We start from the raw sequence: 23255 nt of genomic DNA, 5'->3' as shown, positions 1-23255 counted from the left end.
TCGAGAAAGGTGGGTGATCAGAAGTGCAGTGCGGCGTGGGCGTCTTCACTGTTGGCGACGGCGCGCTGATACTCGGGGTCACGGTCGGCGGCGCCGGCGATCAGGTCGTCGAGGTTCGCCGTGGCCTGCCAGGCGAGAACCTCGAGCGGGCCGGTCGCGAACTCCGGTGCGGGATCGAGCGGGTGCGCGGTGTTGGCGATCGCCACGATGACCGGGAGATGCAGCACGAGCTCCACCGACTTGTTTTGTCCGGCTGATCCTTTCGAGGTGAGCGTGCCGTCCTCTTCGACGACGATCCCGTGGAAGAAGGACAGTGACGGCGCGACGTCGGTGGCGGTGAGGCCGTTCTTCGCGGCCGCCAGCATGAGCAGTTCCCGGCCGGCCGGGGTATCCGAATAGGCCTGCCCGGCACCGTATTTTGCGGTGTTGCCGGTCAGCGTGCTGGTACCGCACAGTGCGTCGTGATGGGCGCTGTCGTCGGCGACGACGCTCGCCAGCACCCGCCCCTGGTCACTGAGCAGCGGATGCCCGGTGGTGAGGTAGGCCTGCCACGGCACCTTGACGGTGTCAGCGACGTTGAGTCGTTCCCACGGTGCGTCGGCCCGCCACATCAGGATGTGTGCACAGGCACTTCCGGTGATGTCGCGCAGGCGAATTCGGGTACCGCGGGCCAGCACCTTGGTGGTGTAGCGCCCGCCCGGGACGGTTTCGGCCCAGGTCAAATCGGCGGCGTCGACGCCGGCCGGCGGGTGGGGCCAGCGGGAGGCGGGGACGACCGGCATCGAATCGGTGATGGTGCCGGCCTGGGCGCGGGCGTGTTCCCGGGCGCCGGCCGTGGTACCGGTGGCGGTTGCGCCGGTTGCGGTTGCGGTGGTGGTCATGATCGAAACTCCTTGTAGTGCTGGTGCTCTGCGGCGTCAGGCGCCGACGGTGACGGGCTTGGGATGTTCCTTGCCGCGCGGGAAGCAGGCGATCCCGACGAGGACGGTGGCCACGATGCAGATCGGGCCGGCCCAGCGCAGGATCGGCATCTCGCCGCTCGGGTCGAACACCTCGGCGCGCGGCCAGGCCAGGTTGATCACCATCAGCGTGCCGTAGACCACCGCCAGGATGTTGATGACGATGCCGAATCGTCCGAGCCCGAACAGTTTCTTGCCGGCGGCGTCGGTGGCGACGGTACCCTTCGGCCAGCCCTGGAAGCGGCGGTAGAGCATCGGTCCGGTCACCGCGAGGTAGGCGAGGTAGATCAGGATGATGCACACGCTGGCCAGCGTCGCGAAGATGGCCGAGTTGCCCACGTTGATGACCAGGATGCCGATGCACAGCACGCCGATGAGGATGGCCGGGGCGATCGGGGTTCCGGTGCGGGAGTTGACATGTGAGAGCGTCTTGGAGAACGGCAGCCGATTGTCGCGGGCCATCGAGAACATCAGTCGCGAGCACGCGGTCTGGATGGCCAGGGTGCAGATGAAGATCGCCACCGCGACGTCGCAGAGCAGGACCTTGCCCCAGAAGCTGCCGAGCACGGAGTCGAGCACGTAGGGCAGACCGCCGGTGGCGAGTTCCTCGTCGAGGGTCGGTGCGGCCATCAGGGCGCCGAGCAGCATCAGGCCACCGCCGAGTGCGGAGACGGTCAATGCCATCCGGATGGTGCGGGGCGCGACGCGACGCGGGTTGCGGGTCTCCTCGGCGAGTTCGCCGGCCGAGCCGAATCCGACCATCACATAGGCGGCCATCAGGCCGGAGACGATGAACGCCCAGATGTAGCCGGGCTGCTGGCCGGGGATGCCGGTGTCGAAGACGACGTCGGGGCCGCGCTTGGCGTGGGTGAACAGCGCCAGGATGACGGCGACGACGCCGACGAGTTCGCAGGTGACGCCGATGTTGTTGACGCGGCTCATCCAGCGGACGCCGACGCAGTTGATGGCGGTCACGATGACGAGCAGGATCGAGCCGAGGAGCACGGCGTTCGCGGCGCCCGAGGTGCTGGTCAGCGTCGGGTCGTCGCCGATGATCTGGAAGCCGGTCCAGACGCTGGGCAACACCACCTGCAGGGCGATCGCGGCGGCGGAGGCGGTGACGATCTGGGCGATCATCATGAACCAGCCGCCGAACCAGCCGATCACCTCCCCGCCCATGCGGCGGGACCACTGGTAGATGGCCCCGGACAGTGGGTAGCGGGCGGCGATCTCGGCGAAGCAGAGGGCGACGAGGAGTTGGCCGACGTAGACGATCGGCCAGGTCCAGAAGAACGCCGGTCCGCCGAAGCCGAAGCCGAGGCCGAAGAGCTGGAAGATGGTGGTCAGGATGGAGACGAACGAGAAGCCCGCGGCGAACGACGCGAACTTGCCGAGGGATCGGTGGAGTTGCTGGTCATAGCCGAATTCCGACAGGTCGTCGGCGTCGTGTCCGGTGGTGGGCGAGGGGGTGGCGGGTGGTGTGGAAGATGCCAGGGTCATGCGGATGTCCTTCGAGAGGGCTCCCCGTTGAGCGTTTTATCTGTCGGTTGATAGATAACCGTGAAGCTATTTCTATCAGATGATAGATATGTTGCAAATCGGGAAACCCCGGTGACATCCGTGTTACGCGGCGGCCCCCGGGCGCGGACCGCCTGCGGTCCGTCTGTGGACCTACAGCCGTGGCCTAGGGTGGAGCCATGTCATCCACTCGCGGCGCCGGTCCGGGGCGCCCGCGCCTCGTCGAACCGAGAAGGCGGGGGGCGACGGCACGCGAGGAGATCCTCGACGCATCCGCCGAACTCTTCGTCCGGCACGGATACAGCGGGACGTCGACGCGGATGATCGCGGAGGCCGTCGGCATCCGGCAGGCCTCGATGTATCACTACTTCAAGAACAAGGACGACATCCTCGCCGACCTCCTCGAGGCCACCGTCGTACCGTCACTGGAACGTGCCCGCGAACTCCTCGTCGGCGACGGCCCGGCGATGGACCGACTCCTCGATCTCGCCCGCTATGACGCCGGGCAACTCGTGGACTCCCGCTGGAACCTCGGATCGCTGTACCTGCTGCCCGAGGTCGCCGACGAGCGCTACGCCGAATTCCGTTCCGCGCGCCAGGAATTGGCCCGGGCCTATGAGTCGCTGACCGTCGAGGTACTCGGCGATCCGGCCGACAAGCGGTGCCTGCTGCCGTTCCGGCTCGTCGAGTCGATCATCATGCTGCGCTCCGACGAGGAACGCGGCGAACTCGGCGACCACACCGCCGCCGGCCTCGTCGACACCATCGTCGGCGCCATCGAGATGCTCATCGAGCATCAGCCGAGCGCGTAACGCCGATTCCGCTCCGCCCGCTGCGCCGCGGTCCGCGTGCCCCGGCCCAGCGGCTGCGCACCCACCGCGTCGGCGAGTCCGTAGGGCGGCATGCCGCCGTAGATGGTTTCGTGCTCACCGATCACGTAGGTCTCATGCCAGATCCCGACGGCGTTGGTGTCGGCGTAGCGCTTGGTGAACCACTGCCACGCGGGGCGATGCGGCGCGTCGGGATCGGCGGCGAAGCGACGCACGTCCTCGGCACTGCGCCAGTACGAGACCACCATGATCGACGACCCGACATACAGGCGCGATGACAGCAGGCCCGCCTCCGGATGTCGCTTGAGGAACATCAGCATCCGTGGCATCGCGAGGAACACGCCGAGCCACGCGCGTGGGTGCCACGGCCGCGGCAGGCTCATGCCGATGAGGAAGAGGGTGGTGCCCTCGGGCGGGATCGTGCTGGTCATCCGGCGGGTGTCGGGTCGAGCCATGATGTCGTCTCCCATGTTTTGTAACGATGTTACGAAACGATGTTATGAAACAATTGGAGGCGTGGCAAGACCCAAGGTGCACGACGACGATCTGCGCAGGCGTCTGATCGACGAGGCCACCCGCATCGTCGCCGACAGCGGCGTCGGCGGGCTGTCGGTGCGCGCGGCCGCTCAGGCCGCCGGGACGTCGACGACCGCCGTCTATTCGCTGTTCGGTAGCAAGGACGGGCTGACCCGTGCGGTGCTGGTGCGGGCGTTCGAGCAGTTCGCGGGCGCGCAGGAGGTCGCGACGCGCGAGGACGACGCGGTGAGCGCGCTGGGCATCGCCTACGTCGGGTGGGCGCTGGAGAATCCGCGGCTCTACGAGCTCATGTTCGGACTGTCCACGGTCGGCATCGAACCGTCCGAGGAGACCGAGGCGGCCTCGGCACGGGCGATGGCCCCGCTGCGGCACGCCGCGACCGCGGCCATCGACGCCGGCGTCTTCCGGCCCGCCGAGCCGGCCACCGTCGCGGCGTCACTGTGGGCGCAGGTGCACGGACTGTCATTGCTGCTCTTGGCCGGACGATTTCCCGACGACGCCGACCCCGTCGCCGCCGGGAGTGCGGTGGTCGCGGGCTGGCGTGCCCTAGGCTGATCGTCATGGCCGGGCGCAGCATGAGTTTTGACCCCATCGCCGAGGCGAAGGCGAACTGGGACGCCGCCGGATGGGATGACGTCTCCGACGGCATGGTGGCGGTGACCTCGGTGATGCGCGCCCACCAGATCCTGCTGGCGCGCGTCGAAACCGCGCTGCGCCCCTACGATTTGACCTTCTCCCGCTTCGAACTGCTTCGGCTGCTGGCCTTTTCGAAGCAGGGTGCGCTGCCCATCACCAAGGCGAGCGACCGTCTGCAGGTCCATGTCACCAGCGTCACCCACGCCATCCGCCGACTGGAGGAGGCGAAGCTGGTGCGGCGACTCCCCCACCCCACCGACGGACGCACCACCCTCGTGGAGATCACCGACCTGGGCCGCTCCACCGTCGAGGACGCCACCGCCACCCTCAATCGCGAGGTGTTCGCGAACGTCGGCATGGATTCCGGCCAGATCACCGGCCTCGTCGGGGCGATCCAGTCGTTGCGGCATCAGGCCGGGGATTTCTGAGGTCCCTTCAGAGGTCTCGACGCCTCCTCGGCTGGCGCCTCGTCGGGCTCGACCAGCGATAAGGGAGAGCGCTGTGAGTGATCCGGGGTTACTTGAGCGTCTCGATGATCGCCGAGAAGTCCAGTCCAGCATGCTGTTCGGCGAAGGCCTTGTACAGCTGGGCGGCGTGGGTGCCCAGCGGGGCTCGTGCACCGGTGTCGCCGATGGCGTCCATCGCCAGGCCGAGGTCCTTGTTCATCAGCGCGGTCGCGAAGCCCGGCTTGAACTCGTTGTTGGCCGGCGATCCGGGTTGCGGTCCGGGGACCGGGCAGTTGGTCTCGATGGCCCAGCAGTTGCCGGTGGCGCCGGTGACGACGTCGTAGAGCGCCTGATCGCTCAGCCCCAGCTTCTCGGCCAGCACGAAGGCCTCGCCGACGGCGATCTGCTGCACCGCCAGCAGCATGTTGTTACACACCTTGGCCGCCTGACCGGCACCGCTGTCACCGCAGTGAATGATCTTGCCCGCCATCGGGTCCAGCATGGTGCGCGACTCGGCGAACGCCTCGGCGGTGCCACCGACCATGAAGGCCAGAGTGCCCGCGACGGCACCCTTGACCCCACCGGAGACCGGGGCGTCGACCTGCGCGAAACCGACGTCGGCGGCCCGCTGATGGATCTCCCGCGCGTCGGCCACCGAGATGGTCGAACTGTCGATGAACAGGGTGCCGGTGGCACTGGCCGGCAGGATCTCGTCATAGAGCTGCTTGACGATGCCGCCGTTGGGCAGCATCGTGATCACGACCTGCGCCACCGCGACCGCCTCGACCGCGGTCGGGAAGGTCTCGATGCCGTTGCCCTGCGCCGTTTTCACCGCTTCGGGCACCGGGTCGAAGCCGTGCACGGTGTGCCCGGCCTTGACCAGGTTGGCGGCCATCGGGCCACCCATGTTGCCGAGGCCGAGGAAAGCGATCGTCGTCATTGTCGAATCTCCACCTTGTCGATTGCTCGAGGAATTCAGTTGCCGTGCCGCGCGGCGATGGAACGTCCCACCACCACGCGCATGATCTCGTTGGTCCCCTCCAGAATGCGATGCACACGCAGATCCCGGAGGATTTTCTCGATTCCGTACTCGGTCAGATAGCCGTAGCCGCCGTGCAACTGCAGCGCCTGATCGGCGACCGTGTAGCACGCGTCGGTCACATAGCGTTTGGCCATCGCGCACTGCTCCACCTTGTCGGCCGCCCCGGCATCGAGCGCTCCGGCCGCATGCCACAGCATCAGCCGAGACGTCTGCAGTGAGGTGGCCATGTCGGCGAGCGTGAACCGGATGGTGGGTTCGTCGATCAGGTTGGACCCGAACGCCTTTCGTGACGCGACGTACTCGGCGGCCTTGTCGAAGGCCGCCTGTGCACCGCCGAGCGATGACGCCGCGATGTTGAGCCGCCCGCCGTTGAGGCCGTTCATCGCGATACCGAAACCGATACCCTCCTTGCCACCGAGCAGGTTGGCCGCAGGCACCCGCACCTCGTCGAGGATCACCTGCGCGGTGGGCTGGGCATGCCAGCCCATCTTGTGTTCCTGCGCGCCGAAACTCAGCCCCGCAGAACCCTTCTCGACGAGGAAGGTGGAGATCCCCTTCGGCCCGGAGTCACCGGTGCGCGCCATGATCACGTACAGATCCGACGAGCCCGCCCCGGAGATGAACTGCTTCACCCCGGTCAGGACGTAGTCGTCGCCGACGCGTTCGGCCCGGGTCGCCAGCGCCGCCGCATCCGACCCGGCACCGGGTTCGGTGAGGCAGTAGCTGGCCACCGTGTCCATCTCGGCCAACCGCGGAACCCACTGTGCGCGTTGCTCGTCGGTGCCGTAGGCGTCGACCATCCAGGTGCACATGTTGTGGATGGACAGGAACGCGGCCACCGCCGGATCGGCGTAGGCGAGCTGCTCGAAGATCCGCACCCCGTCCAGCCTGCGCAGGCCACTACCGCCGACATCCTCGGAACAGTAGATGGCCCCCATGCCGAGTTGCGCGGCCTCGCGCAACTCGGCGACCGGGAAGTGATTCTCGGCGTCCCACGCAAGCGCATGGGGGGCAAGACGTTTGGCGGCGAAATCGGACGCGGTCTCGACGATGACCCGTTCGTCGGAGTCGAGACCCGCGTCGGCGAAGGTCGTCACGTGACGGCCTCAGTCCATCGTCGGGATGACGAACTCGGCGCCATCCTTGATGCCCGACGGCCAGCGCGAGGTGACCGTCTTGGTCTTGGTGTAGAACTGGATCGACGCCGGTCCGTGCTGGTTGAGGTCACCGAAGCCGGAGCGCTTCCAGCCACCGAAGGTGTAGTAGGCCACCGGAACCGGGATCGGCACGTTCACGCCGACCATGCCGACCTCGACGCGGGCGGTGAAGTCGCGGGCGGCGTCACCGTCCTGGGTGAAGATGGCGACACCGTTGCCGTACTGGTGATCCGACGCCAAAGCGAGTGCCTCCTCGTAGTCACCGGCACGCACGATCGCGAGCACCGGGCCGAAGATCTCGTCGGTGTAGATCGACATGTCCTTGGTGACATGGTCGAACAGGGTCGGCCCGATGAAGAAGCCGTTGGAGATGTCCTCGTCGCCGTAGGTCTGCTCATCGCTGGTGCGCTCACGCCCGTCGATGACGAGGTCGGCACCTTCCTCGACGCCCCGGCCGATGTAACCGGTCACCCGCTCCAGCGCTGCGGCGGTCACCAGCGGACCGTAATCGGCCTTCGGGTCCAGTGAGTGCCCGACGCGCAGCGCGTTCACCTTGTCGATCAGCTTGGCGCGCAGGCGTTCTGCGGTCTGTTCCCCGACCGGAACGGCGACACTGATGGCCATGCAACGCTCACCGGCGCTGCCGTACCCGGCGCCGATCAGCGCGTCGACGACCTGATCGAGGTTGGCGTCGGGCAGGATGATCATGTGGTTCTTGGCGCCACCGAAGCACTGCGACCGCTTGCCGTGAGCCGCCGAGGTCTCATAGATGTACTGCGCGATGTCGGAGCTGCCGACGAAGCCCAGCGCCTTGACGTCGGGGTGGGTGAGCAGCGCGTCGACGGCCTCCTTGTCGCCGTGGACGACCTGGAAGACACCGTCGGGAAGTCCTGCCTCGGTGAACAATTCGGCCAGCCGCACCGGCACCGACGGGTCGCGCTCACTGGGCTTGAGGATGAAGGCGTTGCCACACGCCAGCGCCGGTCCGGCCTTCCACAGCGGGATCATGGCCGGGAAGTTGAACGGGGTGATGCCGGCGACGACGCCGAGCGGCTGACGGATCGAGTGCACATCGATGCCGGTACCGGCGCCCTCGGTGAACTCACCCTTGATCAGGTGCGGGATACCGATGGCGAACTCGATGACCTCGATACCGCGCTGGATGTCACCGAGGGCGTCGGCGTGGGTCTTGCCGTGTTCGAGGGACAGCGTGGTGGCGATCTCGTCGGCGTTCTTGTTCACCAGGTCGACGAAGCGCATCAGCACCCGGGCGCGGCGCTGCGGGTTCCATGCCGCCCATTCCTTCTGCGCCTTCTTGGCGGTCTCGACGGCGGCGGCCACCTCGTCGGCGTCGGCGAGGGGCACCTGCGCGGCGACCTGGCCGGTGCTGGGATTGAACACGTCGGCAAAGCGACCGCCGTCGGCGGCCACCTTGGCACCGTTGAGGTAGTGCGGGATGGATGTGGTGGAGGATGCGCTCACCGCGAGATCACCTGAATTCTGATCGGGGTCGTGACACGACCAATACTAGGACATCCAAGTAATTGCGCCAAGGGGTGACCAAAGTCCAATGGCATTTCGGCAGGAAAAAAGGCTACCCTTGCCCCTGTTTGTGCGACCTGCGCGCGACCCATCGGAAGGAGTCACCATGTCCGTCGTCATCCTCTACGGCACCGAGACCGGCAACTGCGAACTGGTGGCCGACGCCATCGCCGACGTCCTGGCCGCCGACCACGACCCGTCGATCTACGACATGAGCGAGTTCGCGGTCGAGGATCTCGATCCCGAGAACTTCCTGGTGGTGATCTGCTCAACCTACGGTGAGGGCGAACTGCCGACCGGCGCCGAGCCGTTTGCCGCCGAACTCGACGAGGTGGCCCCCGATCTGACCGGTGTGCGTTTCGCCGTCTTCGGACTCGGCGACACCGTCTACGGCGAGACCTTCAACCGCGGTGGCGAGATCATGGCCGAGAAGCTGACCGCGCGCGGCGCCACCCAGGTCGGCGAGCACGCCCGCCACGACAACTCCTCGGCGATCAAGCCGAGCGCGATGGCCGCCCAGTGGGCCCAGGATCTGATCCCGGTGATCGCTCCGGTAAACGCCTGACCGACGGCGCCTCGACGGAGTCCGGCAGGGTGCCGCAACGCACCGCCGATTCCTTCGCCAATTCGACCACCGCACGGATCATCACGGCGAGCACGACGCCGAGGAACAGTGCGGTGGTCGTGGACACCTTGAGGTTCTCCCCCAGTAGGACCACGCCGAGCACCATCGCCACCGCCGGTTCCATGACGTTCATCGCCGGGAACGAGGTCTGCAGGTCGCCGGCCCCGAAGCCCTTCTGCTGAGCGATCACCGCACCCGCGGCGACCACCACGAACAGGTAGATCTCCGGGTGTACGAACATGTGCACCGGATGATGGAACAGCTGGTAGACGATGGTTTTGATGAGCAGCGCCGACACGCCGAACAGGGTGCCCGCGGCGAGCCCGTAGAACAGGGCCCGGTAGTGCGGGGTCGAGCGCTCCGCACACAGCACGCAGGCCACGATCACCCCGATCACCGCGGCGACGGTCACCCAGATCACCAGATCGGGGGGTCGGCGCATCGACGGCTCCGGGCGCGCGATCACCAGGAACGTCGCCACGCACGCCACCAGCACCCCACCCCACGCCCATTCGCGATGTGCCGGATGCCGGCGGTCGGCCCACGCCTCCAGCGGCAGCGCGAAGAGCACCGCGAGCACCACCAGCGGCTGCACCAGCAGGATCGATCCCAGGCCCAGCGCACCGGCCTGCAGGGCGAACCCGGTGATCGCGATCCCCGCACCCAGCCACCAGCCCTTGGTGATGGCCCCCGACGCCCGGGACGCGCGCTGGCGCAGCACGGTTCCGGCGGCGATCATCAGCGCCGCGAGAACCGCGAGAAGCGCGGGGAGCCAGGAGTGCACGCCCACCAGGCTAGGGCATGTCTCCCGCGAGGTGGGCGGTGTCGCTACCGCATCCGTGCGCGCGTCGCTCGTAGGTTGGAGTCATGCGGTTGCGGTCTGAATTGGAACTCCTCGCGACGCTCGACGCCGCCACGATCGGCGCGCTGTGCGCCGATCACACACTGATTCCCGCGGTGATCACCGACTGCCTCGACGAGTCGTGGGAGTGCGACGACCTCGCGGATGCGGCGCAGGCGGCCGGCGACGACGATCTCGCGGATTTCCATCGCCAGGAGGCGGCCGCGTGGCGTGCGACCGCGCGGGTGTTGCGTTCGGCGACGCCCGAAATCCGCTCCGGCGAGCGCCGCACCGAGCGCGGTGTGGCGTGAGTTCGGTCACCCGGACGCTGGTCCTGATGCGTCACGGCAAGTCCGGATATCCGCCCGGCGTCGGCGATCATCAGCGGCCGCTGGCCGACCGTGGACGCCGGGAGGCGGCCCTGGCCGGCGACTGGATGCGTGCCGAGGGCCTGCACATCGACGCTGTGCTGTGTTCGAGCGCCACCCGCACCCGCCAGACCCTGCAACGGACCGGTATCGACGCCCCGACCGAGTTCCTCGACGAGATCTACGGCGGAACTCCCGACGACATCTTCGAGGCGATCCGCATTCATGTCCCGGCCGACGCGGCGACCGTGCTCGTCGTCGGGCACGAACCGGGTATGCCGTCGACGGCGTTGAGCCTGGACTCCGACGGCCAGATCGATCGATTCCCCACGTCGGCGTATGCGGCCGTGACCCTCGGCTCGCCGTGGTCCGAGATCGGCCTGGCACCCGATCCCGACGCCCATCTGGTGGGTGTTCGCGTGCCGCGTTCCTGACTCCCCGTTCCTGACTCCCCCGCGATCCGCGTCACTCATGTTTGGCGATTGTCACCAACCGTCGTACGATGGCTTTCGCGCTTGCGTAATCCATTAGTCCGCAGTATCCGCTCCGGAATCCGCTGCCACGAGGAGACCTCATGACCACCCACGGCTTCTCCACAACCGATCAGCCGCTCTACGAGATCAAGGCCAATCTCTTCAAGGCGCTCGCCCACCCGGCCCGCATCCGCGTCCTCGAGGTGCTCAGCGCCAACGACGACCCCACCCCGGTCAGTGACCTGCTCAAGATCGTCGACATCGGACCGACCACGATGTCGCAGCATCTGGCCGTGCTCAAACGGCATCATGTGGTGACCTCGACGCGCACCGGCAACGCCGTCTTCTATCGGCTCGCCCACCCCAAGATCTCCGAACTGCTGCTCATCGCCCGCACCTTCCTCTACGACACCCTCGGCGCCCAGCGCGATCAGTTCGACGCGATCTCCGCTCTGCCGCCCGTCGTCCGGCCATGACACCGCTCATCTCCCGCGTCCGGCGACTGCTGCCGGGACGCAGCGATTACGCAGGTCTGCGCTCATCGTGGAAGCTCGACATCGTCTCCGGTGTCACAGTCGGCGTCGTCGCACTCCCCCTCGCGCTGGCCTTCGGCATCTCCTCGGGTGTCGGTGCCGCGGCCGGACTGATCACCGCGGTCGTCGCCGGCCTGGTGGCCGCGATCTTCGGCGGTTCGCATGTGCAGGTGTCCGGCCCCACCGGAGCGATGGCGGTGATCCTCGCGCCGATCGTGGCGCAACACGGCCTCGCCAGCATCGCGATGGTGACCGTGCTCGCCGGGCTGATCGTGCTGATCGCCGGTGCCGTCGGACTCGGCCGGGCGGTCACCTTCATCCCATGGCCGGTCATCGAGGGCTTCACCCTCGGCATCGCGGTGATCATCTTCCTGCAGCAGGTGCCCGCGGCCTTCGCGACGTCACCGCCGAAGGGTGAGCGGACGCTGCCGGCGGCGTGGACGGTCATCGTGCACGCCGACTGGGCGGCCGCCGGACGCACCCTGGGGGTGGTGGCCGCCGTCGCCGTGCTGATGGTCGCGCTGCCCCGCATTCACCGGGCGATCCCGGAATCGCTCACCGCGATCGTCGTCGTCACCCTTGTCGTGCGGTTCGCCCACATCGACGTCGCCACCATCGGCGAACTGCCCTCACATCTGCCGGCCCCGACCCTGCCGCACGTCGATGCCGGTGCGCTGCAATCACTGTTCGGCGCGGCGCTGGCCATCGCCACGCTCGCCGCGATCGAATCGCTGCTGTCGGCGCGTGTCGCCGCGACGATGTCGCCGACGGGCCCCTACGATCCCGACCGCGAACTGACCGGGCAGGGGCTTGCATCGGTGGCGTCGGGACTCTTCGGCGGCATGCCCGCCACCGGCGCCATCGCCCGCACCGCGGTCAACGTGCGCTCGGGGGCCCGCACCCGGGTGTCGGCGATCGTGCACTCGTTGTTCCTGCTCGGCGTCGTGTACCTGGCCACCGGCCCGGTGGCGACGATTCCCCTGGCCGCACTCTCGGGCGTGCTGATGGTCACCTGCTTCCGGATGATCTCGACATCGACGATCCGCAAGATCATCCGCTCCACCCGGTCCGACGCCATCATCTTCGTGGTGACCGCACTGATCACGGTGTGTTTCGACCTCATCGAGGCGGTCCAGATCGGCATCGTGGTCGCCGCGTTCTTCGCGCTGCGGCAGATCGCGCGCCGGTCCAGCGTCACCCGCGAGGAACTCCCCGGCCCGGCGCAGCCCGGCGACGAGCACATCGCCCTGCTCCGCCTCGACGGTGCCATGTTCTTTGGTGCGGCCGAGCGCATCTCCTCGACGATCAGCGAGGGGGCCGGCCGATCGAAGGTCTCGGTGGTGATCATCCGCATGTCGCATCTGGGGATGCTCGATGCGACGGGCGCCCACACACTGGCCGAGATCGTCACCGATCTGGAATCACGCGGAATCACGGTCATCCTCAAGGGCGTCCAGTCCGAACACCTAGGACTGCTCAATGGTGTGGGCGTCATCGATTCATTGCGGCACGAGAACCACCTCATGGCCACGCTCGATGAGGCGGTGGCCCATGCCCGCTCACATGTAACGACGCCGACCTCACCAAACGAAGCACTCAGTGAAAGTTAGGATTGCTTTGGACGCGCGTCCACGCGTCACCGAATAGAACTGAGGAGTAAAGATGCGGTTGAGTGTCGCAGAGCGACGCCGACTCGCCATCGAGGCCACGTTGCGAGTGATCGCAAGCGAAGGAGTCGAAAGCGCCACCACCCGGCGCATTGCCGACGAAGCGGGTGTCCCGCAGTCGGGTCTGTTCTATGCCTTCGACAATCGCGATGAATTGTTGGCCGCGGTCGCGGAATTCGGTATCAATCAGGAGTTGGAGGCTCTCACCGAGCGGGTGAGGATGCTCGAGACGGAGTCGACGCCGGCCGGGCTGCCCGCGGAGTCGGTGTTGCGTGCCGGGTTCGAGGCGTTCGCCGGGGACGTCGCCGGCAACGCCACCCGCGAACACGCGCTGATCTCGTTGGGGCTCTACGCCCGTCGCACCCCGGGACTCGAGACGCTCGCCGAATATCTCTACACCAACTACGCCCAACTGGTGGTGCGCATGCTGCGGGAGGGGGCCCGCCTCGGCAGCTTCCGGTGGGCGGTCGCCGAGGAGGAGATCGCGCCGGTGGTCATCGCACTCACCGACGGTATGACGCTCGGATACGTCATGACCGCCGACGAACCCGCGATGAAGCACACCGTCGACGCGGCCGTTCGGGTACTGACCACCTATATCGCCACGCCATGGCCGGCCCTGGCCGGAGGCGATCAACCGCCGGTGACCGGGGAGACCGGCACACAGGGCACCGGCGCGGGCGATGACGGATCGAGCGCCCGCAGCACGAGCGCGGCCGACCGCCGATTCGCCACGATCGACAGGTGATCGGAATGGTCGGCCGGGCACCCGTCCTGCACGACGATGTTGGTGACCGATGTGCCGACCGGACCGTCGAGGATCCCCACGTCATACGGCGTGACGATCTCGTCGTGCCGGGTGACGATGTTGGTGTACCGCACGCCCGGCAGATATGGCGTCGGCTCACGCACGGCACGATTGAAATCCCGATCGGCCGGGGCCGGTGAGCATTCCGGACACGACGGCCGGACCGGTTCGGGAATGCCCAGGCGCGCACGGATTTCCGCGATCGCCTCACCGCGGGCGTCATCGTCGTCGGGGCCCTGACGCCAATACGGGGCCAGCGACACATAGTGCGCCACGTGCCCGCGCCCGCCGAGGTATTTCATCCAGTAGGTGGGGATCTCGGTGCCGAGGGAATGACCGACGATGTCGACCTGATCGCTGCCGGTGGCCGCACGCACCCGATCGGCGAATTCCTTGAGCTGCCAGGCACTGTCGGGTTTCGGCCCGAGCCCACCGAGCGCCGACGCCGGCCATGCGGTGCCCAGCGTGCCGTAGGTCGGGACGAACACGCAGTAGCCGGCATTGACCAGCACCGGCGCCATCGTCGCCCAATTGGTCTGTCGCCCACCACCACTGCCGTGCACCAGGATCACCGGACGCGGGTGCGCCGCGGCCGGGCGGCAGGAGAAATCGTTGGTGCCGGGCAGCGAGCCACCGGGGTTCTCGAGCTCTGCGGAGATCCCGGCGAGGAAGTCGTAGGTCACCGGCAAGGGCTGCGACGGCGACGGTTGCGCCGACGCGGTGGCGGTGCCGAGCGCGAGCAGCGCGCACACCGTCAGTGCGCTCAGCAGGCCGCGCGGGCGTCGGTGTCGGAAGCTCACCTCGGCACGATGCATGTCCGCACGGTACGCCCGTCTCGCGCGGCTCGTGCAGTCAGAAGCCGCCGCGACGCCGCGCGACGGCCGCCTTGACCTGCGCGTCGCCGTAGGAGTCGAGCCAGTCGAGCAACCCCGGGTAGGTCGCCGGATTGTTGGCCACCAGCACTCGCAACTCCGGTGCGGCGGCCGCGATCTGCGAGAGGACCTGCGGGTCGGTGGCCGGGTTGGATGCCTGCGCCGCCGTGTAGGGATGGGCCGGTGTCGCCGGCGCAGGCGCCACCGGGTTCGGGGCCATCGGGTTGGGCGCCATCGGGTTCGGTCCGGGATATGCCGGGTTCGGGCCGGGATGCGCCGGGTTCGGGGTCGATCGTCCGCCGAATGCCGGGGCGATCACCGAGCGCCACGCATATGCGGCGTGCGCGATCGTCGTCTGCGGGCCCGCGGCCATCGGCATTCCGGTGGCCAGGAAGAAGGCGTACACGCCGGCGACGATGAACAGCAAGATCGCCACCGGCCAGAACACGAAGATGAGGATCACCGCGAGCACCGCGATGATCCCGCCGCCCACCGCGGCACGGACCGGCGCGCCGGCCGTGTTCGGGCCCTGGGCCCCGAAACCCTGGGCACCGAAACCCTGGGTGCCGGGTCCCGGCCGGCCCGGACCGAAGGGTGCGGACTGTCGTGCCGGATAGGGTCCGGTGGCCGGCGGCTGTTGTGCCGGATACGGCCCGGTCGCCGGTGGCTGTTGCGCCGGATACGGCCCGGTGGGCGGCACGCTGGGCGATTGCCCGGTCGGGGGTTGACCCCAGCCGGGTGAGGACTGATACGGGTTGGGCTGCTGCGGGTTCGGTCCGCCGCCGTACGGAGGTGTGGTCATCGTTCTACCTGCCTGCTCAGCACTCGGCCGCGATGTTGCGGGTATCGCTACGGAAACTGGACTCACTCACCAGGTAGCCGGTGTTGGAGTCGAGGTCGTCGGCGTCGGCGCGGACGCCACTGTCGTCGTAGTCCTTGGCCGCACTGATCAGGGCGTCGAGCTCGTCGGTGACGTCGTACTCGGAGTCGTCCTCGAAGGCGTTGACCGCGACCCGGTACGCAGAGCACAGTTCGCTGTTCGTGGTGGAGTAGCTGTTGAACGCCGAGGTGGCACCGCCACAGCTGCCGAGAGCCCCGAACAGCAGGCCGAACACCACGAGCACTGCGGCGACGGTGGGCAGCAGCGGTATCCGATTGACGACATCGGCCGCTTGATTGCGCCCATGGGTTGGTGACGGAGGTGTGGCCATCGTGCCAAATTAGCAATGGCAACCATCGGCGCGATGTCGTCCGTTCGGACTCATTCGTCGTGTTCGTCGTCTTCGTCGGTGTCGGTGGCAGTGTCTGTGTCGACGAGGTCCAGCCGCACGCCGAGCAGACGCACCGGCCGGCCCTGCTCGAATTTCGCGAGCACCTCGTTCACGGCGGCGACGATCGTGTCGCGGTCGGTGGTCGGTGCGGCCAGCTTCCGGGATTTGGTGCGGGTGTAGAAGGTGGCGGTCCGCACGGTGACCGCCACCCGGAAGGGTGTGCGGCCCTCGGCGACGATCTCGCCGAGCAGTTCGTCGGTGAGGTCGGTGGCGGCCGCGGCGATCTCGGCCGGTTCGGTCAGGTCGGTGGCAAAGGTGTGTGACTTGGAATGCGACTTGGCCTCGAAGGGTTCGACGGTGATCGTCGCATCCCCGCCGCCGCGACACAGGACGTAGAGCCAGTTGCCCTGGTGTGGACCGAATCTGGCGATGAGGTCGTCCTTGTCGGTGGCGATGAGTTGCTCGACGGTGGCCACGCCCATCGCGGCCAGTTTGTCCGCGGTGCGCGGTCCCACACTCCACAGGTCGCCGGTCGGCGCGGAACCCATGAGCGGCAACCAGTTCCGTTTGTCGAGCAGGAACAACCCCGGCGGCATCACCCGATCGAGCCCGGCGTCGCGGATTCCGCGTTTGGCGAAGCCGGTGGCCATCTTCGCGCGTTGTTTGTTGTCGCTGATACCGATTCGGCAGGCCAGCCCACACTCGGCGGCCACCCGGTCGCGTATGTCCGAGGCCAGGGCGAGGATCTCGTCGTCACCGGGTTCGTGGTCGCCGGGTTCACTGTCACCGCTGGATATATCACTGCCGGATACGTCACCGATCCCGGCGTACGCCTCGTCCCATCCCCACACCTCCAGCGGATGGCCCATCTGCCGCAACGTCTCCATCACCTGTGCGGAGGCGGCGTCGTAGGCGGACATGTCCAGCGGTAGGTACACCGCATCGGGCATCTTGCGGTACGCGGTACGCAGCGGCATCCCCGCTCGCACCCCCACCGCGCGGGCCTCATAGGACGCGCAGGTCACCACCTTGCGGGCCTCGGTGGGGTCACCATTGCCGCCGACGATCACCGCCGCGCCGACCAGCTCGGGACTGCGGAGTCGCTCGACGGCGACCTGGAACTGGTCGAGGTCGATGTGCAGCAGCCACCGGTGGCGGCGCGGGGTCGACGCGCTCACCCGAGCCAGCCTACCCGGGCAGCTCAGTGCCCGCGGCCGCTCAGGCCGGTTCCGGCGCCGGCAGTCCGGACAGCTTGCAGGCCAGGTGCAGCGAATGCGGGTTGAGGCGGACAAGCGTGAGATCCGAAGTGCCGTGCACCAATTCGACGGCGCCGGCGGTCGGCAGCCGGTGTTCATCGGGTACCGCGAAGATCGATGCGGCATGACCGACGTCCGGCCCAATCCGTCGACGTCGGATGCCGACAACATCGGAACGATCTGAGAAAGAACAGAATTCATCATCGAACGATCTCGATGCAGGGGTGGCGGGACCAGGTTCAGTGACCGCGACGCCGTCGCGCAGTCGGTGGGATCACTGAGTGCATGGGTGGCCACCAGCAGGAAGGCCAGCCGGAGCAGATCGGCCCGGCGGGGATCGGACAGGGCGACGGCGTCGTCGACCAGTGTCCGCTGCGCACGGACCGGCAGCGCACCCGATGCCGTGCGCAGGGCCGATTCGGCGTCGCGTCGGGTGAGCATGGCGTCGCGCAGCATCATGCCGAGCACGTCCGCGGCGCGGGTGTGCCGATTGATGGAGGAGCGGATCTGGTGGGCCAGCGCCGCATCCGGTCCGGCACCGTCATCCCAGATGGCATTGGGCGACAACATCATTCGCAGCGAGGGCAGGAACAGTAGCGACTCGATGTCGAGCGCCTCGAGGATCGCGGCCGCACCGAGGAATCCGCGTCGTGCACGCGACTGCGCATCCTCGAAACCCTGCAGATCCGCCTCGAAATCCACGTCGGTCATCCCGTCCACATCCCGCCCTGCGTGCGTTTCTCCTGCGCCCCGACGTGCACGTTCCCGGATGTAAGTTAGACCACAGCGCCCGTGATGTCCAGACGAGGCGGATACACCTTCTGGAAACGGGCGTATCCCGAATGTCGTAGTGGCAGTGCGCCGTTCAGAACAGCAAAACGGTCAGTAGAGTTCGGGCCGCCGGTCGGCGAGGTAGGTCCAGCCCGCCCGCGACCGGGTGAGTTCGCCGCGGTCGGCGGTACCGAACACCAGGTGTTCGCCGGGTTCGCCGAGGGCCTGCACCGCCCCGCTGGGGCCGATCCATTCGCTGAGACCCCCGTAGGCCAGATCGCCTTCACGGCCAACGAGATTCGCGTATCCCACATACACCTGGTTCTCCAGGGCGCGGGCCGGCAACAGGATGCGTTGCACATCGTCGTACTCCGGCATGTTGGCGGTCGGGACGCAGACGATGTCGGCGCCGCGCAGCGCCAGCGAACGCACCACCTCGGGGAACTCCACCTCATAACAGATCCCCAGGCCCAGTCGCCAGCGGCCGAGGTCGGCCACCGGGGCGGGAACCGTTCCGGGCGCGAACATCTCGGTGTCGAGGTCGCCGAACAGGTGGGTCTTGTGGTGGGTGGCCAGCAGCCGACCGTCGGAATTGACGAGCCGGATCGCGTTGTACACCTCGCCGGCCACCAGCTCGGCGCACCCGTAGAGCACGGCGAGCCCGTTGGCCGCGCAGATCTGCGACACCGCCGCCGCGATCGGCCCGTCGGGAGCCTCGGCCCGTTCCCGCGCGGCCCGCGCGCCGATGTTGTACCCGCACACGAACATCTCGGGTGTGATCAGCAGGTCGGCTCGCCCGGCGCACGTCGCGGCCGCCCGTCTCAGACGCTCCAGATTGCGTTCCACGATGTCCGGGGTGTCCGGGGGTAGCGGCGTGGCCTGCCAGAGTGCGACGCGCAGAACGTCCGCCGGTGTCGTCTCGTTCATCGTCGCGTCACTCACCGATGTCGATCGGGCCGAGGTCGGCGTACACGTCGCCGGGACCCGGATTCTCGGGTGCGCAGCGACCACCGAAATGCGTCAGCACACCCCACACCGCGTTGAGCCCGGTCTGCACCGCGCCCTCCACCCACGCCGGGGTGAAGGAGACGTCGTCGCCGGCGATGAAGATGCCGCGCTCGGCGTCGGGCAGCAGATGCTGATCGTGGAAATGCCCGTACATGCGGGTGTTGTACCGATAGTGGCCCGGCAGCGCGCCCTTGAAGGCGCCGAGGAAGTTCGGGTCGTCCTCCCACGAGACGGTGATCGGCCGTCCGACGATGTGCTCGGCGATGTCGACGTCCGGATAGATCTTCCGCAATGCCGAGAGTGCCAGGGACACACGGCGTTCCACCGAATGCGGCAGCATCTTGAGCGAATCGCTCATCCACGAGTACGACAGGCAGATCACCCCGGGCCGGTCGGGTCCGTTGTCGAACAGATACGTGCCGCGGGTCAGGCGGTCGGTCAACGTCATCGACAGCACGTCGCGGCCGGTGTCGGGGTCGCGGTCGGACCAGAAGGGGCGGTCGACGAGGACGAAGGTCTTCGACGACTGCATGTAGCGGGTGCGGTCCAGCGCCATCCACAGATCCTGACTGAACAACGACTCGTCGCAATCGATCTCGGTGGACAGCAGCCACGCCTGGCAGGTGGCGACCACCGCGGAGAACTCGCGTCGCTCACCCCACCGGTCGGTGACCTCGATGCGGTCGGGGCCGAGGCGCCGCAGTGCGCGCACCCCGGGTTTGGGCACCCCGCGGTGCAGCGACGACAGCGACGTGCCGACCGGCCAGTGCGCGATCCGGTGCGGTGCGTGTGACCACAGTCGACGCGGAACCTGTTCGACCCCACCGACGATGAGGTATTGGTCGGTGTCGCAGTTGGTGAGCACCACCCGCAGGATCTCGAGCATCGAGTTGGCGAAGTCCGAATCCCAACCGCCGGTTCCGAATCCGACCTGACCGAACAGTTCGCGATGCCGAAAGCTCAGCGATCCGAATTCCGTCGAGGTGGCCAGGAAGTCGTAGAAGCTGCGGTCGTCCCATTCGGCGACGAGGGCATTCCAACGTCGTTTCAGCTCGGCGGTGTCCCGTTCGGCGATGGCCCGTTGCAGACCGGAGAAGCCGGCGATGCGTTCCAGCGCGGCGTCCCAGGCGTCGGAGATCTCCTGGTAGATCGGCGGCAGATCGTCGAGGGTGCGGGCGTAGAGCGTCTCCCCGCCGATGTCGATGACGGTGCTGCCCGCGGCCTCGGTCAGCGGATTGGGGAACGGGCGGATGCGCAGTCCGAAGGTGTCGACGTAGTGGAAGAAGGCGCTCGAGGAGATCGGGAACCGCATGCCACCGAGTTCGGCGACCTCCGGTTCGCCGGGGACGAACGGCTCGGAGCGCAGTCGGCCGCCGATCCGGTCGGGTTCGTACACCACCGGCTTCAGACCGATCTTCATCAGCTCGTAGGCGGCGACCATGCCCGCCATCCCCGCGCCGATCACCGCGACCTCACTGCCGAGCGCCTCCGGCGGCACCGTGCCGATCCCGGCCGGGTGGCCGACCCAGTCGTCATAGGGAAACGGGAAGTCCGGACCGAAGATGGTGATCGGGGGTTCGGTGATCGGTGCCCCAGTGGTCGGTGCCCCAGTGGTCGGCGCTTCGGTGGTCGGCTGCATCCCTCGTAGGGTAGGTCCTCCGGCCACCGCAGGAGGGGAAGTGACGCGCGTCACGGCGATGCCGGGAACTTTCGCGTGGGCAGCACCGACCTCTGACGCGAGACTCGTCAGCCACGGGACTCATCAGCCCCTCGTGTGAAAGCAGGATTCGAGTTGGTCACCACCCCACCCCTGGATGAGGGGTCCGCGCCGGCGCGCTCCTCTGCGTCATCGCCGTCCCCGGGGCCGCGTCGTGCGCGCGGCGCCGCCGACCGTTGGCGTCCGCTGCTGCTGCGCTGGCACTTCTACGCCGGCATCCTGATCGGCCCGTTCCTGCTGGTCGCCACCATCACCGGCACGCTGTACGCGCTCATCCCGCAGCTCGATCGCGCGATCTACAGCCACGAGCTGACCGTCGACGATCCCGGTGGCGCGCCGATCCCCCTCGGTGAGCAGGTGGCCGCGGCCCGCGCCGCCCACCCGGAGGGTTCGATCGTGTCGGTGACTCCGGCACCGGCGGCCGGCGAGACCACCCGCGTGGTGCTGGCCGTCGACGACGTCCCCGCCGATCACAACCGCACCGTCTTCGTCGATCCCTACACCGGCGAGGTGCGTGGCGAGCTGACCAGTTTCGGTGAGTGGTTGCCGGTGCGCGCCTGGTTCGACGATCTGCACCGCAATCTGCACCTGGGTGAGGTGGGCCGTAACTACAGCGAGATCGGTGCGAGCTGGTTGTGGGTCGTGGCGCTCGGCGGCCTGGTGCTGTGGATCGGATACCGGCGCCGCACACACAAACTCAAGCGACTGCTGGTGCCCGATCGTGACGCACCCAAACGCCAACGCACCCTGAGTTGGCATGGCGCGGTGGGTGTTTGGATCATCATCGGCCTGATCGGGTTGTCCGCGTCCGGGCTGAGCTGGTCCCGTTATGCCGGTGAGAACATCGGGGAACTGCGCACCGAGTTGTCGTGGACGACGCCCGGTGTGTCCACCGAAGCATCCACCGAACCGTCCGACGATGCGGCCGCGCATCACGGCGCGGGTGCCGAAACGGCACCGGCCGAGATCGATCCGGCGGCGTTCACCCAGGTCTACGAGACCGCACAGCAGGCCGGTCTGGTCGGCCCGATGGTCATCTCGGTGCCGGCGGCCACGGGTGCGGCGTGGTCGGTGTCGGAGAACGCGCGCGGATTTCCGAGTCACTACGACTCGATCGCCGTCGATCCGCACAGCTATGCGGTGACCGACCGCGTCGACTTCGCGGACTGGCCGTTCATGGCGAAGATGACGACGTGGGCGATCAGCGCCCACATGGGCCTGTTCGGCCTGATCAACCAGATCGTGCTGATCCTGCTCGGCATCGGGCTGATCACCGTCATCTGCCGCGGCTACCTGATGTGGTGGCGTCGCCGCCCGACGAAGGGCGGGCTCCCCAAGGCGCCCGGGCGGGGTTCGCTGAGTTCCCTGCTGCCGGCCGAGGCGCTGGCCCTGATCGTCGTCGTCGCCGTCCTCGGCTGGTTCCTCCCCTGGTTCGGAATCCCGTTGGCGCTGTTCGTCATCGTCGACGCGGTGTGGGGAATCGTGTCGAAGCGGCGCGAGTCCGCGCAACCGGGTGAGCGCCGGGTGAGCGCGCCGCGATGATCGCCGACGAGTTGCTGCGGTGGGTCGTCACGATCCTGTTCGGACTGGCCGCGGCGCAGTGCCTGTACCTGATGGTCGTGAAATCGATGCCCTGGCAGGCCTATGTGGGGCATGCACTGCACCTGGTCATGTCGGTCGCGATGTTGTTGATGGCCTGGCCGTTCTCCTCAGACTGGCCGACCATCGGCCCGCTGTGGTTCTTCGTCGCCGCGGCGGTGTGGTTCCTGGCCAGCCTGGCGGTGCCGAACTCGTCGCGCCCTGCCGTCGACTGTGGTTGCGTCCCACCGACATCCACCACCACCGGGCGGGTGGCGGCGGTGTACCACGCGGCCATGATGGGGGCGATGGCCTGGATGTATGCGGTGATGAACGGCAGCCTGCTGCCGGGAACCCCTGCGGCGCAACCGATGGCGTTGGCGATGGGCCCGGGTGGTGTGGGTTCCGGCCACACGGTGGTGCTCGCGCACAGTCACGGTGGCGGCGACATGGGCGGGATGGACATGACCCACATGGCACCGCAACCGGGCTATGTGGCGCCGCTGAACTGGGTGCTGGCGCTCGGGTTCGCGGTCGCGGCGGCCGTCTGGCTGTATCTGTACTTCGATCGTCGGCGACGTGCCGGTGCGCCCGACGACGTGCTGTCCTTCGCCGGCGATCTGTGTCAGGTGTTCATGGCGACCGGCATGTCGATCATGTTCTTCGTCATGGTTGTCTAGTACTACAGCCGTAGATCGGGTTTATTGTTGTTGTGACCTGCGGTTTTGGTGGCATTGTTGGGCGCGTTTCTGGTGACGTCGGCGCCACAGGGTCCAGTCGAGGATGCGGTCGACGGCGTG

The 23255-nt window shown here is 67.7% G+C and carries 24 protein-coding genes; 11 read left to right on the top strand and 13 right to left on the bottom strand.

Translation table 11 applies throughout. From position 1 onward, the window contains the following. Positions 1–17 precede the first annotated feature (17 nt). Entirely contained in the window at positions 18–881 is an 864-nt protein-coding gene (locus tag ABLE92_RS21155; RefSeq protein WP_348806761.1) for an urea amidolyase associated protein UAAP1, read from the bottom strand. 36 nt (positions 882–917) lie between these two features. Then, positions 918–2459 (bottom strand): amino acid permease, encoded by a 1542-nt coding sequence (locus tag ABLE92_RS21150; protein WP_348806760.1) that lies wholly within the window; start codon positions 2457–2459, stop codon positions 918–920. A gap of 197 nt (positions 2460–2656) precedes the next feature. Here ABLE92_RS21150 and ABLE92_RS21145 point away from each other — a divergent pair, with 197 nt between their 5' ends. Continuing rightward, on the top strand, positions 2657–3289 hold the full coding sequence (locus ABLE92_RS21145) for a TetR/AcrR family transcriptional regulator (RefSeq protein ID WP_348806759.1): 633 nt from the start codon (positions 2657–2659) through the stop codon (positions 3287–3289). Here the strand turns inward: ABLE92_RS21145 and ABLE92_RS21140 are convergent. After that, positions 3274–3777, bottom strand: a complete 504-nt coding sequence (locus tag ABLE92_RS21140) for a DUF4188 domain-containing protein (RefSeq protein ID WP_348806758.1) — start codon at positions 3775–3777, stop codon at positions 3274–3276. The genes ABLE92_RS21145 and ABLE92_RS21140 overlap by 16 nt on opposite strands. Before the next feature lie 37 nt (positions 3778–3814). Between ABLE92_RS21140 and ABLE92_RS21135 the strand changes: the two genes are divergently transcribed. Together ABLE92_RS21135 and ABLE92_RS21130 are read left to right on the top strand one after the other, a co-directional pair. Then, complete coding sequence (locus ABLE92_RS21135) at positions 3815–4399, top strand: TetR/AcrR family transcriptional regulator (RefSeq protein ID WP_348806827.1); 585 nt, start codon at positions 3815–3817, stop codon at positions 4397–4399. 5 nt (positions 4400–4404) lie between these two features. Then, positions 4405–4908: a MarR family transcriptional regulator gene (locus ABLE92_RS21130; RefSeq protein WP_348806757.1), complete on the top strand. Its 504-nt coding sequence runs from the start codon at positions 4405–4407 to the stop codon at positions 4906–4908. An 88-nt stretch (positions 4909–4996) separates the two neighbouring features. On the opposite strand, the gene mmsB is transcribed toward ABLE92_RS21130, so the two are convergent. The 3 genes from mmsB to ABLE92_RS21115 are packed head-to-tail and all read right to left on the bottom strand — an operon-like array spanning position 4997 to position 8607. Beyond that, positions 4997–5866, bottom strand: a complete 870-nt coding sequence (mmsB, locus tag ABLE92_RS21125; protein ID WP_348806756.1) for a 3-hydroxyisobutyrate dehydrogenase — start codon at positions 5864–5866, stop codon at positions 4997–4999. 35 nt (positions 5867–5901) lie between these two features. Beyond that, complete coding sequence (locus tag ABLE92_RS21120; RefSeq protein WP_348806755.1) at positions 5902–7065, bottom strand: acyl-CoA dehydrogenase family protein; 1164 nt, start codon at positions 7063–7065, stop codon at positions 5902–5904. 9 nt (positions 7066–7074) lie between these two features. After that, positions 7075–8607, bottom strand: coding sequence for a CoA-acylating methylmalonate-semialdehyde dehydrogenase (locus tag ABLE92_RS21115; RefSeq protein WP_348806754.1), 1533 nt, complete (start codon positions 8605–8607; stop codon positions 7075–7077). Between the two features lie 166 nt (positions 8608–8773). Between ABLE92_RS21115 and ABLE92_RS21110 the strand changes: the two genes are divergently transcribed. Further along, complete coding sequence (locus ABLE92_RS21110) at positions 8774–9232, top strand: flavodoxin domain-containing protein (protein ID WP_348806753.1); 459 nt, start codon at positions 8774–8776, stop codon at positions 9230–9232. Here ABLE92_RS21110 and ABLE92_RS21105 read toward each other — a convergent pair. Next, entirely contained in the window at positions 9162–10076 is a 915-nt protein-coding gene (locus tag ABLE92_RS21105) for a DMT family transporter (RefSeq protein ID WP_348806752.1), read from the bottom strand. The two genes, ABLE92_RS21110 and ABLE92_RS21105, sit on opposite strands and share 71 nt — an antisense overlap. Positions 10077–10159: 83 nt before the next feature. Here ABLE92_RS21105 and ABLE92_RS21100 point away from each other — a divergent pair, with 83 nt between their 5' ends. The 5 genes from ABLE92_RS21100 to ABLE92_RS21080 all read left to right on the top strand — a co-directional run bounded on the left by ABLE92_RS21100 (position 10160) and on the right by ABLE92_RS21080 (position 13922). After that, positions 10160–10444 (top strand): hypothetical protein, encoded by a 285-nt coding sequence (locus ABLE92_RS21100; protein ID WP_348806751.1) that lies wholly within the window; start codon positions 10160–10162, stop codon positions 10442–10444. Between the two features lie 26 nt (positions 10445–10470). Then, positions 10471–10935, top strand: a complete 465-nt coding sequence (locus ABLE92_RS21095) for a SixA phosphatase family protein (protein ID WP_348806826.1) — start codon at positions 10471–10473, stop codon at positions 10933–10935. Between the two features lie 140 nt (positions 10936–11075). Beyond that, on the top strand, positions 11076–11450 hold the full coding sequence (locus ABLE92_RS21090; protein ID WP_348806750.1) for an ArsR/SmtB family transcription factor: 375 nt from the start codon (positions 11076–11078) through the stop codon (positions 11448–11450). Beyond that, the gene (locus ABLE92_RS21085) at positions 11447–13117 is read left to right on the top strand and encodes a SulP family inorganic anion transporter (protein WP_348806749.1); all 1671 of its coding nucleotides are present in this window, start codon (positions 11447–11449) and stop codon (positions 13115–13117) included. The genes ABLE92_RS21090 and ABLE92_RS21085 overlap by 4 nt, the downstream gene beginning before the upstream one ends. Positions 13118–13169: 52 nt before the next feature. Next, positions 13170–13922 (top strand): TetR/AcrR family transcriptional regulator, encoded by a 753-nt coding sequence (locus ABLE92_RS21080; protein WP_348806748.1) that lies wholly within the window; start codon positions 13170–13172, stop codon positions 13920–13922. Here the strand turns inward: ABLE92_RS21080 and ABLE92_RS21075 are convergent. The 6 genes from ABLE92_RS21075 to ABLE92_RS21050 all read right to left on the bottom strand — a co-directional run bounded on the left by ABLE92_RS21075 (position 13808) and on the right by ABLE92_RS21050 (position 20799). Then, positions 13808–14797, bottom strand: a complete 990-nt coding sequence (locus ABLE92_RS21075; RefSeq protein WP_348806747.1) for an esterase/lipase family protein — start codon at positions 14795–14797, stop codon at positions 13808–13810. The genes ABLE92_RS21080 and ABLE92_RS21075 overlap by 115 nt on opposite strands. 37 nt (positions 14798–14834) lie before the next feature. Continuing rightward, positions 14835–15656: a variant leucine-rich repeat-containing protein gene (locus tag ABLE92_RS21070; protein ID WP_348806746.1), complete on the bottom strand. Its 822-nt coding sequence runs from the start codon at positions 15654–15656 to the stop codon at positions 14835–14837. 16 nt (positions 15657–15672) lie between these two features. Next, entirely contained in the window at positions 15673–16065 is a 393-nt protein-coding gene (locus tag ABLE92_RS21065; protein ID WP_348806745.1) for a hypothetical protein, read from the bottom strand. Between the two features lie 50 nt (positions 16066–16115). Then, entirely contained in the window at positions 16116–17303 is a 1188-nt protein-coding gene (locus ABLE92_RS21060; RefSeq protein ID WP_348806825.1) for a DNA polymerase IV, read from the bottom strand. Between the two features lie 960 nt (positions 17304–18263). After that, positions 18264–19079 (bottom strand): carbon-nitrogen hydrolase family protein, encoded by an 816-nt coding sequence (locus ABLE92_RS21055; protein ID WP_348806744.1) that lies wholly within the window; start codon positions 19077–19079, stop codon positions 18264–18266. A 7-nt stretch (positions 19080–19086) separates the two neighbouring features. Beyond that, on the bottom strand, positions 19087–20799 hold the full coding sequence (locus ABLE92_RS21050) for a flavin monoamine oxidase family protein (RefSeq protein WP_348806743.1): 1713 nt from the start codon (positions 20797–20799) through the stop codon (positions 19087–19089). A gap of 153 nt (positions 20800–20952) precedes the next feature. Here ABLE92_RS21050 and ABLE92_RS21045 point away from each other — a divergent pair, with 153 nt between their 5' ends. After that, complete coding sequence (locus ABLE92_RS21045; RefSeq protein WP_496560834.1) at positions 20953–22419, top strand: PepSY-associated TM helix domain-containing protein; 1467 nt, start codon at positions 20953–20955, stop codon at positions 22417–22419. Continuing rightward, positions 22416–23135, top strand: coding sequence for a DUF5134 domain-containing protein (locus ABLE92_RS21040; protein WP_348806742.1), 720 nt, complete (start codon positions 22416–22418; stop codon positions 23133–23135). Before ABLE92_RS21045 ends, ABLE92_RS21040 begins: the two co-directional genes overlap by 4 nt. The last annotated feature ends 120 nt before the right edge of the window (positions 23136–23255 follow it).

This window comes from Gordonia oleivorans (genome assembly GCF_040044975.1).
In the GTDB taxonomy this organism is placed as follows: domain Bacteria; phylum Actinomycetota; class Actinomycetes; order Mycobacteriales; family Mycobacteriaceae; genus Gordonia; species Gordonia oleivorans.
Note: the sequence above shows the minus strand (reverse complement) of the source record. Positions and strands in the feature narration are given on the sequence as shown.

Coding starts and splice junctions, on each gene's coding strand:
- ABLE92_RS21100 (WP_348806751.1), top strand. CDS start 10,160: ATGCGGTTGCGGTCTGAATTGGAACTCCTCGCGACGCTCGACGCCGCC.
- ABLE92_RS21130 (WP_348806757.1), top strand. CDS start 4,405: ATGGCCGGGCGCAGCATGAGTTTTGACCCCATCGCCGAGGCGAAGGCG.
- ABLE92_RS21055 (WP_348806744.1), bottom strand. CDS start 19,079: ATGAACGAGACGACACCGGCGGACGTTCTGCGCGTCGCACTCTGGCAG.
- ABLE92_RS21080 (WP_348806748.1), top strand. CDS start 13,170: ATGCGGTTGAGTGTCGCAGAGCGACGCCGACTCGCCATCGAGGCCACG.
- ABLE92_RS21075 (WP_348806747.1), bottom strand. CDS start 14,797: ATGCATCGTGCCGAGGTGAGCTTCCGACACCGACGCCCGCGCGGCCTG.
- ABLE92_RS21040 (WP_348806742.1), top strand. CDS start 22,416: ATGATCGCCGACGAGTTGCTGCGGTGGGTCGTCACGATCCTGTTCGGA.
- ABLE92_RS21085 (WP_348806749.1), top strand. CDS start 11,447: ATGACACCGCTCATCTCCCGCGTCCGGCGACTGCTGCCGGGACGCAGC.
- ABLE92_RS21065 (WP_348806745.1), bottom strand. CDS start 16,065: ATGGCCACACCTCCGTCACCAACCCATGGGCGCAATCAAGCGGCCGAT.
- ABLE92_RS21095 (WP_348806826.1), top strand. CDS start 10,471: ATGCGTCACGGCAAGTCCGGATATCCGCCCGGCGTCGGCGATCATCAG.
- ABLE92_RS21145 (WP_348806759.1), top strand. CDS start 2,657: ATGTCATCCACTCGCGGCGCCGGTCCGGGGCGCCCGCGCCTCGTCGAA.
- ABLE92_RS21050 (WP_348806743.1), bottom strand. CDS start 20,799: ATGCAGCCGACCACCGAAGCGCCGACCACTGGGGCACCGACCACTGGG.
- ABLE92_RS21140 (WP_348806758.1), bottom strand. CDS start 3,777: ATGGGAGACGACATCATGGCTCGACCCGACACCCGCCGGATGACCAGC.
- ABLE92_RS21090 (WP_348806750.1), top strand. CDS start 11,076: ATGACCACCCACGGCTTCTCCACAACCGATCAGCCGCTCTACGAGATC.
- ABLE92_RS21150 (WP_348806760.1), bottom strand. CDS start 2,459: ATGACCCTGGCATCTTCCACACCACCCGCCACCCCCTCGCCCACCACC.
- mmsB (WP_348806756.1), bottom strand. CDS start 5,866: ATGACGACGATCGCTTTCCTCGGCCTCGGCAACATGGGTGGCCCGATG.
- ABLE92_RS21155 (WP_348806761.1), bottom strand. CDS start 881: ATGACCACCACCGCAACCGCAACCGGCGCAACCGCCACCGGTACCACG.
- ABLE92_RS21110 (WP_348806753.1), top strand. CDS start 8,774: ATGTCCGTCGTCATCCTCTACGGCACCGAGACCGGCAACTGCGAACTG.
- ABLE92_RS21070 (WP_348806746.1), bottom strand. CDS start 15,656: ATGACCACACCTCCGTACGGCGGCGGACCGAACCCGCAGCAGCCCAAC.